This is a genomic window from Stenotrophomonas sp. WHRI 8082 (genome assembly GCF_040223995.2).
Lineage (GTDB): Bacteria > Pseudomonadota > Gammaproteobacteria > Xanthomonadales > Xanthomonadaceae > Stenotrophomonas.
Map to the genome: position 1 here is coordinate 1,255,331 of NZ_CP167826.1, position 14,041 is coordinate 1,269,371.

The 14,041-nt window shown below is 65.6% G+C and carries 13 protein-coding genes; 8 read left to right on the forward strand and 5 right to left on the reverse strand.

Features of this window, described 5'->3' with window-relative positions:
• The first annotated feature begins 70 nt into the window (after positions 1-70).
• Together ABRP17_RS05625 and rlmM are read left to right on the forward strand one after the other, a co-directional pair.
• The gene (locus ABRP17_RS05625) at positions 71-631 is read left to right on the forward strand and encodes a nucleoside deaminase (protein WP_188325017.1); all 561 of its coding nucleotides are present in this window, start codon (positions 71-73) and stop codon (positions 629-631) included.
• A complete protein-coding gene (gene rlmM / locus ABRP17_RS05630) occupies positions 615-1,697 on the forward strand; it encodes a 23S rRNA (cytidine(2498)-2'-O)-methyltransferase RlmM (RefSeq protein ID WP_188325018.1) in 1,083 nt (360 codons plus the stop codon). The genes ABRP17_RS05625 and rlmM overlap by 17 nt, the downstream gene beginning before the upstream one ends.
• Before the next feature lie 94 nt (positions 1,698-1,791).
• Here the strand turns inward: rlmM and ABRP17_RS05635 are convergent, their stop codons facing one another.
• On the reverse strand, positions 1,792-2,331 hold the full coding sequence (locus ABRP17_RS05635; RefSeq protein WP_349986124.1) for a hypothetical protein: 540 nt from the start codon (positions 2,329-2,331) through the stop codon (positions 1,792-1,794).
• A 332-nt stretch (positions 2,332-2,663) separates the two neighbouring features.
• Between ABRP17_RS05635 and ABRP17_RS05640 the strand changes: the two genes are divergently transcribed.
• Entirely contained in the window at positions 2,664-3,056 is a 393-nt protein-coding gene (locus ABRP17_RS05640) for an EF-hand domain-containing protein (RefSeq protein ID WP_349986126.1), read from the forward strand.
• Positions 3,057-3,078: 22 nt separating this feature from the next.
• Here ABRP17_RS05640 and ABRP17_RS05645 read toward each other — a convergent pair whose 3' ends face one another.
• From ABRP17_RS05645 to ubiH, 4 genes are all read right to left on the reverse strand, one after another.
• On the reverse strand, positions 3,079-4,557 hold the full coding sequence (locus ABRP17_RS05645) for a hypothetical protein (protein ID WP_349986127.1): 1,479 nt from the start codon (positions 4,555-4,557) through the stop codon (positions 3,079-3,081).
• A gap of 132 nt (positions 4,558-4,689) precedes the next feature.
• Positions 4,690-5,298 (reverse strand): hypothetical protein, encoded by a 609-nt coding sequence (locus tag ABRP17_RS05650; RefSeq protein WP_349986128.1) that lies wholly within the window; start codon positions 5,296-5,298, stop codon positions 4,690-4,692.
• A 287-nt stretch (positions 5,299-5,585) separates the two neighbouring features.
• The gene (locus ABRP17_RS05655) at positions 5,586-6,767 is read right to left on the reverse strand and encodes a UbiH/UbiF family hydroxylase (RefSeq protein WP_349986129.1); all 1,182 of its coding nucleotides are present in this window, start codon (positions 6,765-6,767) and stop codon (positions 5,586-5,588) included.
• Positions 6,764-7,969: a 2-octaprenyl-6-methoxyphenyl hydroxylase gene (gene ubiH / locus ABRP17_RS05660; protein ID WP_349986130.1), complete on the reverse strand. Its 1,206-nt coding sequence runs from the start codon at positions 7,967-7,969 to the stop codon at positions 6,764-6,766. Before ubiH ends, ABRP17_RS05655 begins: the two co-directional genes overlap by 4 nt.
• A 111-nt stretch (positions 7,970-8,080) precedes the next feature.
• Between ubiH and ABRP17_RS05665 the strand changes: the two genes are divergently transcribed.
• The 5 genes from ABRP17_RS05665 (at position 8,081) to ABRP17_RS05685 (ending at position 14,039) form a co-directional block, all read left to right on the forward strand.
• On the forward strand, positions 8,081-8,665 hold the full coding sequence (locus ABRP17_RS05665; protein WP_188325023.1) for a hypothetical protein: 585 nt from the start codon (positions 8,081-8,083) through the stop codon (positions 8,663-8,665).
• A gap of 7 nt (positions 8,666-8,672) precedes the next feature.
• On the forward strand, positions 8,673-9,227 hold the full coding sequence (locus ABRP17_RS05670) for a cob(I)yrinic acid a,c-diamide adenosyltransferase (protein WP_349986131.1): 555 nt from the start codon (positions 8,673-8,675) through the stop codon (positions 9,225-9,227).
• 21 nt (positions 9,228-9,248) lie between these two features.
• The gene (locus tag ABRP17_RS05675) at positions 9,249-10,184 is read left to right on the forward strand and encodes a histone deacetylase family protein (protein ID WP_349986132.1); all 936 of its coding nucleotides are present in this window, start codon (positions 9,249-9,251) and stop codon (positions 10,182-10,184) included.
• A gap of 88 nt (positions 10,185-10,272) precedes the next feature.
• Positions 10,273-12,696 carry an LPS-assembly protein LptD gene (lptD, locus tag ABRP17_RS05680; RefSeq protein WP_349986134.1) on the forward strand — a complete coding sequence of 808 codons (2,424 nt, stop codon included), beginning with the start codon at positions 10,273-10,275 and terminating at the stop codon, positions 12,694-12,696.
• Entirely contained in the window at positions 12,693-14,039 is a 1,347-nt protein-coding gene (locus ABRP17_RS05685; RefSeq protein WP_349986135.1) for a peptidylprolyl isomerase, read from the forward strand. Before lptD ends, ABRP17_RS05685 begins: the two co-directional genes overlap by 4 nt.
• The last annotated feature ends 2 nt before the right edge of the window (positions 14,040-14,041 follow it).

A 14,041-nucleotide genomic window follows, 5' to 3' on the forward strand; every position in this document is an offset into this window, starting at 1 on the left:
GGACGCGGGCTACACTGCGCGCGGCTGTTGTTGTGTTCCACCCCCGTAACCCGATGAGAGGCACCCCGCGATGCTGTATGCGCAAGTCCACCTGACCCTTCCCGCCTGGATCCATGACCAGATCGACCTGGATCAGCGCTATCCGGGCGACGAAGCCAAGGTCGCACTGGCCATCACACTGTCCCGGTTGAATGTCGATCATGCCAGCGGCGGCCCCTTCGGTGCGGTGGTGTTTGGCCCGGATGACAAGGTGATCGCCGCCGGGGTGAACCGCGTGATGCCGCACAACACGTCGCTGGCGCACGCCGAAAACATGGCCTACATGCTGGCCCAGCAGCGCCTGCAGACGCCGCGCCTGAACGATGTGCTGTCGCCGATCATGCTCGCTACGTCCTCGCAACCCTGCTGCCAGTGTTACGGCGCTACGGTGTGGGCCGGCATCGATCGCCTGCTGATCGGCGCCAGCGCGGCCGACGTGGAAGAACTGACGCCCTTCGACGAAGGCCCGCTGCCGGCCGACTGGGTGGGCGAACTCAACAAGCGCGGTATCGAGGTGGTGCAGGGCCTCAACCGCGACGACGCGCGCGACGTGCTGCGCGCTTACGGAGAAGCCGATGGCGCACGCTACTGAAGCAGGCAATACCGCACCAGGCGTCGGCCTGCTGTGCCTGTGCCGGCAGGGCTTCGAGCCCGAGCTGGCGGCCGAACTGTCCGCACGCGCAGGGGAATTCGGCTTCGCCGGTTATGCCCGTACCCAGCGCAATGATGGCTATGTCCTTTTCATGTGCGACGAAGCCGCCGCACTCAGTCGGATGCTGTCCTGGCGCGAGTTGATTTTCGCGCGGCAGAAGCTGGTCGTTTTGGCCGAGCTGCCGCAGTTGGATGCAGCCGACCGCATCACGCCGATGCTGGCGGTGCTGGGCGATGCACCTCGCTTTGGCGACCTGTGGGTGGAGCATCCGGATTCGGATGCGGGCAAGCCGCTGTCGGGCCTGTCGCGCGCGTTCGCCAACGCGCTGCGCCCCGCCCTGCGCAAGGCCGGCAAGCTGACCGACAAACCCAACGAGAAACTGCCACGCCTGCACGTGGTCTTCGTCGATGGCACCCATGCCTTCGTGTGCACGGCGTCACCCGCCGACAGCGCACCGTGGGCGCTGGGCATTCCCCGCCTGAAGCTGCTGCCCGACGCGCCGTCGCGTTCTGCGCTGAAGCTGGAAGAAGCCCTGCTCACCCTCCTGACGCCCGAAGAACGCGAGGCGCTGATGAAGCCAGGCATGCGTGCCGCCGACCTGGGCGCCGCGCCGGGCGGCTGGACGTGGGTGCTCACCCGCCAACACCTGAAGGTGCTGAGCATCGACAACGGGCCACTGCGCCAGCATGTACTGGATACCGGCCTGGTCGAGCACCTGCGTGCCGACGGTTTCCATTGGCAGCCCGAACAGTCGCTGGACTGGATGGTCTGCGACATGGTCGAACAGCCGCGGCGCGTGGCCGAGCGCATGGCCACCTGGTTCCGCGAAGGCTGGTGCAAGCATGCGATCTTCAACCTCAAGCTGCCGATGAAGAAGCGCTGGGACGAAACCCGGCTGTGCCTGGACCTGTTCGAACAACAAGCGGGCAAGTCACTGGTCGTGCGCGCCAAGCAGCTCTATCACGACCGCGAAGAGATCACCGTGCTGGCCTCGCCACTGCGCTGATCCCTCCGCTCTTGCCGGCACTCCCGGCACTCCCGGTAGCGCCGAGCCATGCTCGGCGCTTCGTGCCAAGGATCGAGGTTGGCAAGTATCCGGGTCAAGAAAGGTACGGCGCCATCCGCTGCGCGTTGAGGATTTCACTGCGCACTGCGACCAAGGACCGGATCACCATGCGCGCAGCTTCACTGCGGACATCGACCAGGAGCTCGTCCGACCCGCTGTACTCTTCCGTACCCGACAGCCAGCTGTTGCGCCAGGCTTGGCTCAGCTCATGTTCCTGCGCGGCGTATGCATTCTCGATGACATTGAGGCTCGATCTCAGATCCGACCTCGTGCAATCGCATCGCGCGTCATCGACCAGCCAGCCCTCGATTCGCCTACATGCCTGTTCTGCCGCGATCGATGGCCATATCTCACGTTGCCGAGCGTCTTTTACCTGTCGCAGTACGTCGCGCAGGCCGCCGACCAGGGCGGTCGATTCCGGCACGGGCGGCGATCTCGGGCGCAGGCCGACACACGACAAAAGCGCATCGATGAACCGGGTGCATTGATTTTCCTCGCGCGGGCGCTGCGCAGGCACTGAACGGCTTCGCTTCCGCAAGCCAGTGGGAAAGGCGATGGACGAGGCGATCTTCATTTCATCAAGGTCTGGTTGGGGTAGACAATGTTTACTTCAAGCAGGGTTGATAGAGGTCGTGCAGCACAGCGACTGCAGGGCTCAGGTCCACTGCCCGATGTGCATCGATGCTCCTTGCCTCAGCCGCTCGCTTCGTTGCGGGGGCGGCGATAACCGCTTCGGCCAGCTCTTTTTCATGTAGCTGACCGGTCAAAACGTCTGCAGATGCACGCTGCTGGTGCGCATGCGGGAGTGCACCTTGGAAAGGGAGAGTCATGCCACTATGCCAAGCACGCGCATCGGCCGCTTGCACAATCGCCGCGCGCGTCGCTTCCGCCGCAGAGAAGACCTCCATGAACTCCCGCACTCTCATTCTGCTTTCCCTGCTGACTGCCCATCCCGCGCTTGCTCAATCCAACCGCCCGCCTCCGGCCGAAAGCCACCCGTTGCGCGATGACAGCGGCGTGGTACGCGCGCAGCCGCTCGCCGCCGGACGCGTGACCGGCAGCGTGGACATCGCGGTTCCGCTCGGCGAAACGCCGGTGACGGTACGCTCGGTGGCACCGTCCAGTGCAGCCGGCCAGTACCGCATCCATTTCGCACAGCTGGATGTGGATGGCGACGGCTTCATCAGCCGCGAAGAGGCACAGGCCAATCCTTCATTGGTCGATGAGTTCATCTCCCTCGACAGGCATCGGCGCGGGAAGCTGGACCGGGACGATCTGGCCGGTTGGCTGCTGGACTGACGCTCCGCGCGCCCGTGTGGCGTCAGAGGCGCAGCAGGCTAGCGAGGCGATGGTCTGCATTCACCGGCTGCTCCCGCAGCTTGACCTGCCAGATTCCCTCAGCTTCCTTGCGGACAGACTCAACACGGAAGCAGCTGTGGGTCGAGTACAGACGCACCTGCCCCTCCCCCGACACCTGCCACGGACTGCCCGTCTTCATGGCACTGAAGCCAACGATGGTGACCCGCACGCAGTGCAGGCGCTCATCACGGTCAACAGGATAGGCAAGGATTTCTTTTTTGTTATCGGACGTGGAAAGAAAACGGGTAGGCCGAAGCAACCCGTTCGTGCCGGCCATATCCCGCAGGTCAGCCACCCTGCTCTCACTGAGTGGGGCCTGTCGGTAGGTCGTGACGATATCGCGCGTTCCGTCCCGGAACTCGGCCAGGGCGAGCGCATGGCAGGTGTCGTTGATCTGGTTTACCACGGATTCGGTAAGCTGAGCGGCTCCTGCCTTCAGTGCGGCTTTACCCTTCGCTGCACCGCGTCCGAAGGTGTCATCCCCATGCATGCGTTGAATTTCGTCAATGATCGCCGATGGAGATACAGTAACCCGGCGTCCTTCAACCAGCTCCTGGATCGCGTTGCACCCTGCATTGGTATGGTAAACAGCATTGAACTCGCACTTATCCTGCAGTTCTTTCAGCTTCTGCTGCAACTGATGCGTCGCGCCTACGTCGTTCACACCGGCTGACGCCAGCAGGGCGCTCCGCGCGGCCCGTTTTTCCTGCTGGGCCAGCGTGCGCAGCTGAACGTCAAGAGTCTGCTGGCGTTCCTGTAGTGGCCTGAGCCATTGGTCGCTGGCCTTTCTCTGGGTGGCATGCAGATCGTCTCGCTCACACTTGAACGAATCAACAAAGGTCGACTGTAGCTGCAGGCGGCCAACGGCGCGCGTGGCATATGTGTGCAGGCTATCCAGATCCCTGATTTCCAATGTGGCGAGCTTGGCTGCTGTAAGGAACGTGGCATGCAGTTCGTCGGAATGCGACTGCAGGACGTCGTCTCTTATCGCGTCCTTCTTTGCCTGGATGCCAGAAAGAGTGTCTTTCAAGAGCTTGCGGGTAACGGCGTGAGCGGGTAAACCATGGCGCTCCCCAAGCGCAGCCGCCTGCGCGTCGCGCTTGGCTTGGCCGATACCCAACAACTGCTTGATGAAGCTGCGACTTTGCATCGGCACGATCCGCGCATGTTCCTTCAGCCGTAGCGCTTGGCCGCTCTTCAATGAGCGCGTCTGCTTGAGATCTTTTCTCAACGCTGCCTCTTGCTCGACGAGGCCCGCTTTTTCAAGTTCGGCCGCAATGCTCTTGTCCAACTCCACGCATTGGTTACGCAGACTGTTCAGCGTTTTCGAAAGCCCCGTCGAGAAGGCCTCGCAAGTCTTCGTACGTTCGCTCAGCTGCGTTGCATGCTGGGTTCGCTGGGCCTGCAAAGCAATGAAGGGGCTGCTTGATGTAGTTGTCATGGAAAGTGGGCCGAGGGAGCCGTGAATCGTCCCCGATTGCGCCGCTACCCGCTTGCAGAAGTCAGTCGCGCTGGCAGCGGATTGCTATCTGGAACTCACCTTGCCCTCAGATCTCGTCTTCTGTAGCCGAGCTCAGGGGGTGGCCGTCGTAGCATGGGACGGCGCACCGGGCCGTGGCAACAGCGGCGGCTCGACAACTGCGGCGTTAGGTTGGGCACACTGGTCGGTCAGATAGTCCTGCTCCACCCCCAGCCCATCAGATACAGCGAAATGCGGGTGGTACAGCCGGTTGAGGGCACGATCTGCAAACTGCTGCATGTCGGCCTCCTGCATCCAGTTACACTTTGTCGCCTTCATCGCGCCCAGCAGATCGTTCCGCAGCTGCTCCTTGGACTCGACTGCTTTCTCGTTCCGCACTTTCCACATTTTCGCCAGGATATTGGAACGCCGCTGGCCCAGCACCTGACGCGTGACGGGCGACCTATCGGCCCCGTGACGCGCCATCAGCGCCATCGCTTCGGCCTTTCTGGACGCGGTGCCAATTCCAGTCAGTCGCTTGAAGCAGCTGCTGGACTGCAGCGGTACGACGCGCCCGTCGGGCTTGATACGTAACACCTGATTGGCAGGCCGATCTGTCCCACCGTTCTTGAGATCGTCATCCAGCAGCGTCAGCGCGGGCTTCAAACGCTTTTCACATTCTTCTGAAACGAGCGCGTCGATACGGCTGCACGTATTCTCCATTCCACGCAACGCCTCGGTGAATGCGATGTTTTCCCGGGTTCGCCATCGGGACTGGAACGTGGGCGGGTCAGCAGCAGGTAGGCCAACACGGTACGCGACCCTATCAAGGTGGGGCATGAGCAGTACGGGGGGGTGATGATGTCCGCCATTCTCCGCAGACGTGATGCCTGCGCAGTCAAAAACGGCGCATCCACGAGGTATTCCCGCAATGCCGCCGCACGCCCCCGCTCGACTGACGAATCCAGCGGTGCGGGTGATCTGATCAGACCATCCCTGACGCCCCACCCTCACACACCCGCGGCGCGCTTCCAGAACAGCTGCAACAGCGGCGACAGCTTGCCCGTGCAGCCCAGCACGCGGCCACGCGCCAGGGTCAGGTGCAGCTCATCGTTGGAAAACATGCGGTTGATGCCATCGAAGCTGTAAGCCGCCACCGTATTGTCGCTGCGACGCTCACGCGCCCAGCGCTGCAGCCGTTGCGGCGACAGCTGCGGCTGCCCCCGACGCTGCACCGAGGGCGCAAGCCATCGCTGCAGGGCGGCGACGTCCCGCAGCCCCAGGTTGACGCCTTGCCCGGCCAGTGGATGCACGACGTGCGCGGCGTCGCCCAGTGCCACCACGCGACCCGCCACGTAGTGACGGGCAAGCTGGCGACGCAGCGGGAATGCAGCGCGCGCTGACACCAGCCTCAGCTTACCCAGGCGCCCGCCGAAGGCACGCGTCAGCTCGCGGTTGAACACGGCCTCGTCCAGCTGCAGCACGCGCTCGGCGTCTGCATCCGGCAAGGTCCACACGATCGAACTGCGGTGTGCCGCCACCGGTAGCAGGGCCAATGGCCCCCCCGGCTGGAAGCGTTGCCATGCGGTGGCTTGGTTCGGCAGTTCGCTGTCGACGTACGCGACGACACCGCGCTGGTGGTAATCGTGCTGGTCCACCGTGATGCCGGCCAGCTGCCGCAGCGTGGATTCCGCTCCATCTGCCGCCACCGCCAGCGACGCCTCGATCCGGCGCCCATCGTGCAGCCGAAGCCGCACGCCCTGCTCGTCCTGCTCCATGCCTTCCACGCGCGCAGGGCAATGCACCTCCACCCCCGCAGCAGGAAGCGCCGACCACAGGCGGTCCACCAGCAATCCGTTCTCGACAATCCAGCCCAGTTCGCTGCGGCCAAAGCGGTCCGCGTCGAACAGCAGGTCGTCGCCGCCAGCGGCATCCCACACCTGCATGCGCCGGTACGGATGTGCGCGCCCACGGATGACCGACTCCCATACGCCCAGACGCTGCAGCAACTGCACGTTGTCCGCGGCGAAGGCAAACACGCGCAGATCCGGTTCGGTCGCCTGCCAGGGGGGCGGCTCACGCCCCTCGATCACGGCCACCGACATGCCGACGTCGGCCAACGCCAGCGCGCAGGCGGCCCCTACGACGCCACCGCCGACGATCACCACATCGGTGCGGGGGCGGCGGCTCATGCGGCCTCCCCGCGGCACAGCCGGGGCACATCTCCACGGAAGCCCATCGCCCCCCCCACCAACAGCGACTGCAACGAGGTCGCCTGCGTGGCCAGCAGGCCCAGGCTGCGCAATGGCCGCATCAGCGGTGCGTCGTTGCTGGTCAGACGGGCCAGCCCGCCGGAAAACGCAATGGTCTGCGCGCGGTCTTCCGCGCGACGCTGCGCATAGGACTGCAACAGCGCGTCACTGCCGGCATCGCCGCCGTCTTCAAGCACCTCCGCCAGGGTCAGCGCATCGCGCAGGCCCAGGTTGAAGCCCTGCGCGCCGAGCGGGTGGATGGTCTGCGCAGCGTTACCGAGCAGCACGGCGCGTTCCCCCACCAGCGCGGCGGACAGGACCTGCCGCAGCGGATAGGCCGCCCGCGGACCGGACTCCAGCAGACGCCCGGCACGCCAGCCCACCGCCGCCTGCAGCCGTGCCAGCCAGGCCGCATCGTCCAGTGCCATGACCGCATCCGCATCGTCGCGGGCCACGCCATGGACCACGCCGAAATGGCGGTCACCGCGCGGCAACAGCGCGGTCGGGCCGGTATCGGTCAGCCGCTCCCACGCCGTGCCGTCCGGCGCGCGCTGGCTGCGCACGCGTGCAACAAACAGCGTCTGCTGGAAATCATGGTCTTCCGTGCCGATGCCCAACGCGGCGCGGACACCGCTGGCGGTGCCGTCCGCACCCACGACAAGCCGCGCCAGCAGTGTGTGTTCGCCGTCGTCATCCTGTACCCGCACCTGGCGATGGCCATCGACCACCTCGCCCAGCCCAAGGAAACGCGCCGGACGCCTGCGCACGAGCCCGGGCAGCTCCTGCAGCCGGGCCTCCAGCGCGTTGCCGAAATCACGCGCGACCACGACCTGGCCGAACCACGGCCGGCCATAGTCGGCCGCCGCCAGCTGCACGCGGCCGAAGTCCCCGGCGCGGCTGACATGGATGCGGGTGATCGGGCCCGGTGCGCTGCCCAGCTTCTGCATGACGCCCAGCGCGGTCAGCGCATTGACCGTGGCGGCGGCGAAGCTCAGGTTGCGCTGGTCGAATACCGCCGGCACTGCCGCTCCCGCACTGGCTTCCAGCAGGCAGGCACTGCGGCCGATCCGCTGCAGGGCAATGGCCAGGCTGGCACCCACCAGGCCGCCGCCGACGATCAGGACATCAACACGTTCGCTCATGGGTCAATGATACGCGTTCGGGTGGTGCCGCCGGCCGCTGGCCGGCCCGAGCGCCGGGGTGCCCATGCGGTCTAGAATGGGCCTCGTTCACCTTTCCGTGCGTGCCCTGCCATGACCCCCACCGTGCACCGCGCTCTTGCGCTGACCTGCCTCGTGCTGCTGATGGCCGCCACCCGGGTGAACCATTTTGCCGCCATCCCCGATGCGTCGTGGGCGGTCTTCTTCATCGGAGGCTTTTACCTGCGCAGCTGGACGCGCTGGGCCTTCCCCCTTTTGATGGGCTTGGCGGTGGTGGTGGACTGGCTGGTGATCCGCCGCCTCGGGCTGGATTTCTGGCAGCACTACTGCGTATCGCCCGGTTACTGGATGCTGCTGCCGGCGTACTTCGCCCTATGGGCCGGCGGCATGCTGCTGGAACGGGGTTACCAGGGCGCCACCTGGCCGGCGCTGGCCAAGACGATGCTGCTGGTGGTCGCCGCTGTCGCGGTCTGCCACCTGTTCGCGCAGGGCGGCTTCTACTGGACCACCCGCAACGTGGCCGAGCCGACGCTGGGCGGCTGGATGAAGAACTACGCTGACTGGTTCGGCCCCTACCTGGGTACCACCGCCCTGTATGTCGGCCTGGCTGCCGCCCTGCAGCTTGCGCTGGAACAGGTTGGCAAGCTGCGCCAGACCCAGCGCGACGTGCAGGGCTGAGGCGGCGATGGGCAATCGTCTGTCCCGCATCTATACCCGCACCGGCGATGACGGCAGCACCGGGCTCGGCGATGGCAGCCGGGTCGGCAAGGACGTTGCGCGGGTTGCCGCCTTCGGCACGGTCGACGAAGCCAATTCCGCGCTGGGCGTCCTGCTGGCCGTGCCGCTGCCGACCGATGTGCAGTCGCTTCTGGTCCGCCTGCAGCACCAGTTGTTCGACCTCGGCGGCGAGCTCTGCATCCCAGGTCATGCCGCGATCACCGACGACGACGTCACCGCGCTCGAGCAGCAGTTGGATCACTTCAACGCCGACCTGCCGGTGCTGAAAGAGTTCATCCTGCCGGCCGGCGGGGAAGCGGCCGCACGCTGCCACCTGGCACGCACCATCGTGCGCCGGGCCGAGCGCGAGACCGTGGCCTTGTCCCGCCACGAGACCGTCAGACCCCAGGCGCTGCAGTATCTCAACCGGCTCTCCGACCTGCTGTTCGTGATGGCTCGTGTACTGGCCCGTGCCGATGGCCACGGCGAAGTGCTCTGGCAGCACGCGCGTCGCCACGCCTGACTCCACCGGACCCCTTCGCCCATGCTGGTTTTCACCCACCCTTCCTGCCTGCAGCACGACCCCGGTGCGGACCATCCCGAATCCCCCCAGCGACTGCGCGTGGTGCTGGACGCCCTGCGCAGCGCGTTCCCCGACCAGCTCGATTGGCGAGAAGCGCCGACGGCCAAGCGCGGCGATCTTGCCCGGGTACATGACAGCAGCCTGATCGATCTGGTGCTGCAGCCACAGACCGCCGACCTGCGCCAGATCGACCTGGATACGCGCACCTCGCCCGGCTCGGCCGCTGCCGCGCTGCATGCCGCCGGGGCCGGCGTAGCGGCGGTGGATGCGGTGATGCGCGGCGAAGACACGCTGGCCTTCTGCGCGGTACGCCCGCCGGGCCACCACGCTACCGCCACGACGGCGATGGGCTTCTGCCTGCTCAACAACATTGCCGTCGCCGCGGCCCATGCGCGTGACCGCCATGGCCTGGAACGCATCGCAGTCGTCGATTTCGACGTGCACCACGGCAACGGCACCCAGGACATCTTCCAGCTTGATCCGCGGGTGGCTTACTACAGCACCCACCAGGCCGGCCTGTTCCCGGAATCCGGCCTGCGCCGCGACCGTGGCGCCGGCAACCTGTTGAACATCCTGCTGCCCCCGGGTAGCGGCAGCCTGCGCTTCCGCAATGTCTGGGTCGAAGAGATGCTGCCGGCCATTGACGATTTCCGCCCACAGCTGGTCCTGGTCTCGGCCGGTTTCGATGCCCACCTGCGTGATCCACAGGCCGACCTGATGCTGGAAGCCGAGGATTTTGCCTGGATCACCACCGAGCTTCATGCGCTGGCGCGCCGCCATGCGGCCGGCCGCCTGGTGTCGATGTTGGAAGGCGGCTACGACCTGCAGGCCCTGGCCGAGTCAAGCGTGGCCCATGTCGGCAGCCTGTTGGACGGTGCCGAAGCGGCCGGCCGATGAACCCGAGCCGCCGCCCATGAGTCGCCTTCATTGCCCCTATGCAAGGGATGGGGCAAGCTACGGATCGTTTTCGCCTGAACCATCACGCGTGCGCAAAGCTCTCCGCCTGCTGCCTCTCCCTCTCGGCATCGCCTTGTGCCTGCCGGCATTTGCCGATGACAAGCCACCGAACTGGGGGCTTTGCCCTGCGTCCGACGTGCTGCCCGCCTTTGGCGACGCGCCGCCGGCGGACAAGGCTGCCTCCGAAACCCGTACCGAACAGCCCACCGACATCGAAGGTGACGAGCTGTCCGGCACCTCGACGGTGCCGCAGTACGAGGGCAACGTCGCGCTGAAGCGCGGCGACCAGTTCCTCGGCACCGACCACCTGAGCTTCGATACCGAAACCGGCAACTACGTCGCCGAAGGCAACGTGCGCTACCAGGATTCCTCGATCCGGATGGTCGCCAAGCGCGCCGAAGGCAACCAGGAAGCCGACACCCACAAGATTTCCGATATCCAGTACCAGCTGGTATCACGCCGTGGCAATGGTGGCGCTGAATCGGTGGACCTGCAGGGTGCGGTCGGGCAGATGCATCGCTCCACCTACACCACCTGCGATCCCTCCCAGCCCATCTGGAAGCTGTCGGCGCCGCAGATCGAAGTGGACAACGATGCGGGCTTCGGTACCGCGCGCAATGCCGTGCTGCGCATCGGCAAGGTGCCGGTGCTGTGGGCACCGTACTTCAAGTTCCCCATCGATGACCGTCGACAGACCGGCCTGCTGTACCCGGAGCTCGGCCTGTCCGGGCGCAACGGCTTCGACTATGCGCAGCCGATCTACTTCAATCTGGCGCCGAACTACGACGACACCCTGACCCCGCGCTACATGAGCAAGCGCGGCCTGATGGTGGACAACGAGTTCCGCTACCTCTACGAAGGTGGCCGCGGCGAGCTGCGGACGGCCTACCTGCCCAACGACAAGCTGCGCGACAAGGACCGGGGCCGGGTCGAGTATTCCGGTTACCACAACTTCAACGCCAACTGGCAGGCACGCGCCGGGCTGGCCTGGGTCAGCGACGAACGCTACCTGGAAGACTTCGCCAACAAGCTGCTGGGCGTGACCGCGTCCAACCTGCAGAGCCAGGCCGGCATCTACGGCACCGGTGAAAACTGGACCGCCGGCCTGATGGCCGACTACTGGCAGTTGACCGATTACACGCTGACCGAAGAGTCGCTGCCCTACAACCGGCAGCCGCGCCTGTTCGGTACCTGGGACCAGCCGATCCTGCCGTGGCTGGAAGTGGGTGTGTACGCCGAAGCCGTGCGCTTCGACCGCGATGACATCAACTACAAGTTCGGCCCGGAGCAGGAATACGAGCGAAACGGCCTGAGCAAGCAGTCATTCGGCGGCTCGCGGTTGGACATCAAGCCGTATGTCACCATGCCGATCAGCGGCGCGGCCTGGTATGTCACCCCCACCCTGGCATGGCGCTATACCGGCTATGACTTGGAGCAGGGCCTGGCCGACCAGATCCGGGCCACCAACCTGGCCGATGCGGGCATCACCAATCCGACGCCGGATCAGCTGCGTGGCAACACCTCGCCGAACCGCAGCGTGCCGATCGCCAGCCTGGACGCGGGCATGTTCTTCGACCGCGAGACGACGATCGGCGACAAGCCGTACCTGCATACGCTGGAGCCGCGCCTGTTCTATCTGCGCACGCCCTACCGCGACCAGAGCGAGCTGCCGGTCTTCGATACCCGTGACTTCACCTTCAGCTGGGGCCAGTTGTTCCGCGATTCGCGCTATACCGGCGCCGACCGCCAGAACGATGCCAACCAGCTGACCATGGCCCTGAGCACGCGCTTCATCGACCAGACCAGCGGCCGCGAGCGCTTCTCGGCCAGCATCGGCCAGATCCTGTACTTCGACGATTCGCGCGTCACCCTGCCCAGCAGCCCCACGCCGGTGGAGCAGGGCAAGTCCGCATGGATCGCCGACACCAACTACATGATCAACGACCGCTGGAACCTGGGCGCCACCTACCAGTGGGATCCCAAGAACAAGCGCGAAGATCTGGCCAGCGTGCGTGCGCGCTACCTGATGTCCAACGACGGCATCGTCAACCTGACCTACCGTCATCGCATCAACCCCGATGGCAGCAACCTGCTCAAGCAGGGCGATCTGTCGTTCCTGTACCCGATCAATCCGCGCTGGAGCGTGGTGGGCCGGTATTACTACTCCATCGAAGACAGCAAGCCACTGGAAATCATCGGTGGCGTGCAGTGGGACAGCTGCTGCCTGGCCGTGCGTGCACTGGCCCGTCGCTACGTCCGCAATCGCGAAGGCGAACTCAATACCTCCTTCCAGCTCGAGTTCGTGCTGAAGGGCCTGAGCTCGCTGGGCCAGAACACGGACCGCACCTTGCGCCGTGCTATCCTCGGCTATAACCGCGACGACCTCTATCTCGTGCCCCCCAGCACCACCGGCGCGACCCGCGACGACTACGATCCGAATCTGATCCCATGACCAAGACCCTTCCCGTCCTACTCGCCTCCCTGCTGGCGGTGTCCACTGCGTCTGTGCCTTTCCAGGTACTGGCCCAGCAGACCCAGGCACTGGATCGCATCGCCGCCGTCGTCGATGAAGACGTCATCCTGCAGAGCGAACTGGACCGCGCACTGGCCAACATCAAGACCCAGTACGCCGGTCGCGAGAACCAGCTGCCGCCGGACGATGTGCTGAGCCGGCAGGTACTGGAGCGGCTGGTGCTGGTCAAGCTGCAGGTGACGCGCGCTGAAGGCAGCGGCATCCGGGTATCGGACCAGGAACTCAACCAGGCCGTCGACTCGATCGCCCAGCAGAACGGTGGCACGGTCGAGCAGCTGCGCTCGCGCCTGGCTGCTGACAACATCGATTACGACGAGTTCCGCCGTTCGGTGCGTGACGAGATCATCGTCCAGCGCCTGCGCCAGAGCTATGCCCAGAGCCGCATCAGCGTCAGCGAAGGTGAAGTGGACGCAGCGCTCAAGCAGCAGGCCGTGGCCGGTACCCAGTACCACCTGGCGCACATCCTCATCGCGACCCCTGACGGTGCCGATGCCAACCAGATCGCCACCGGCCAGCAGAAGGCCGATGGCGTGAAGTCGCTGCTCGACAAGGGTGAGCTGGACTTCAACGCGGCGGCCGTCCGGTATTCGGACAGCCCCAATGCGCTGGAGGGCGGCGACCTCGGCTGGCGCTCGATGGACGAAATTCCGCAGGCCTTCCTGCAGGTGATGCAGGGCATGAAGGCCGGCGACGTGGTCGGTCCCCTGCGCGGCCCGAGCGGCTTCCAGCTGCTGAAGCTGGTGGAAGTGCGTGATGCCAACGCTGGCGGCGCTACCGGCCAGACCGTGACCGAATATCAGGCGCGTCACATCCTGGTGCGGGTGACCGATCAGCAGAACGATGCCGCCGCCAAGGCGAAGATCGATACGCTGCGCGCGCGCATCGTCGGCGGTGCCGATTTCCAGGCCGTGGCACGGGAATCGTCCGAAGACAACAACAGCCGCGGCCAGGGCGGTGACCTGGGCTGGTTCCCGGTCGATGCCTTCGGTCCCGACTTCGGCCGCCAGGTCGAAGGCGTGGCCGACGGTGGCATCAGTGCGGCATTCCGCACCGACGCCGGCTGGCACATCGTGCAGCGCGTCGGCACCCGGCAGACCGATGTCGGCGTTGACAACCAGCGTGCGCAGATCCGCGAAACCATTGGCCGCCGCAAGCTGGAAGAAGAGTACAACCGCTTCCTGTCCGAGCTGCGTGGCGAAGCCTACGTGAGTTTCCGCAGTGGCGACCGGGCGGAAAGCACCGCCACGCCGCCCCAGTCCTGAGC

Excerpts from the sequence above, each read along its gene's own strand:
- ABRP17_RS05675 (WP_349986132.1), top strand. The coding sequence starts at position 9,249 with ATGCTGGTTTTCACCCACCCTTCCTGCCTGCAGCACGACCCCGGTGCG.
- rlmM (WP_188325018.1), top strand. The coding sequence starts at position 615 with ATGGCGCACGCTACTGAAGCAGGCAATACCGCACCAGGCGTCGGCCTG.
- ABRP17_RS05655 (WP_349986129.1), bottom strand. The coding sequence starts at position 6,767 with ATGAGCCGCCGCCCCCGCACCGATGTGGTGATCGTCGGCGGTGGCGTC.
- ABRP17_RS05635 (WP_349986124.1), bottom strand. The coding sequence starts at position 2,331 with ATGAAGATCGCCTCGTCCATCGCCTTTCCCACTGGCTTGCGGAAGCGA.
- ABRP17_RS05650 (WP_349986128.1), bottom strand. The coding sequence starts at position 5,298 with ATGGAGAATACGTGCAGCCGTATCGACGCGCTCGTTTCAGAAGAATGT.
- ABRP17_RS05685 (WP_349986135.1), top strand. The coding sequence starts at position 12,693 with ATGACCAAGACCCTTCCCGTCCTACTCGCCTCCCTGCTGGCGGTGTCC.
- ABRP17_RS05665 (WP_188325023.1), top strand. The coding sequence starts at position 8,081 with ATGACCCCCACCGTGCACCGCGCTCTTGCGCTGACCTGCCTCGTGCTG.
- ABRP17_RS05625 (WP_188325017.1), top strand. The coding sequence starts at position 71 with ATGCTGTATGCGCAAGTCCACCTGACCCTTCCCGCCTGGATCCATGAC.
- ABRP17_RS05670 (WP_349986131.1), top strand. The coding sequence starts at position 8,673 with ATGGGCAATCGTCTGTCCCGCATCTATACCCGCACCGGCGATGACGGC.
- ABRP17_RS05645 (WP_349986127.1), bottom strand. The coding sequence starts at position 4,557 with ATGACAACTACATCAAGCAGCCCCTTCATTGCTTTGCAGGCCCAGCGA.
- ABRP17_RS05640 (WP_349986126.1), top strand. The coding sequence starts at position 2,664 with ATGAACTCCCGCACTCTCATTCTGCTTTCCCTGCTGACTGCCCATCCC.
- ubiH (WP_349986130.1), bottom strand. The coding sequence starts at position 7,969 with ATGAGCGAACGTGTTGATGTCCTGATCGTCGGCGGCGGCCTGGTGGGT.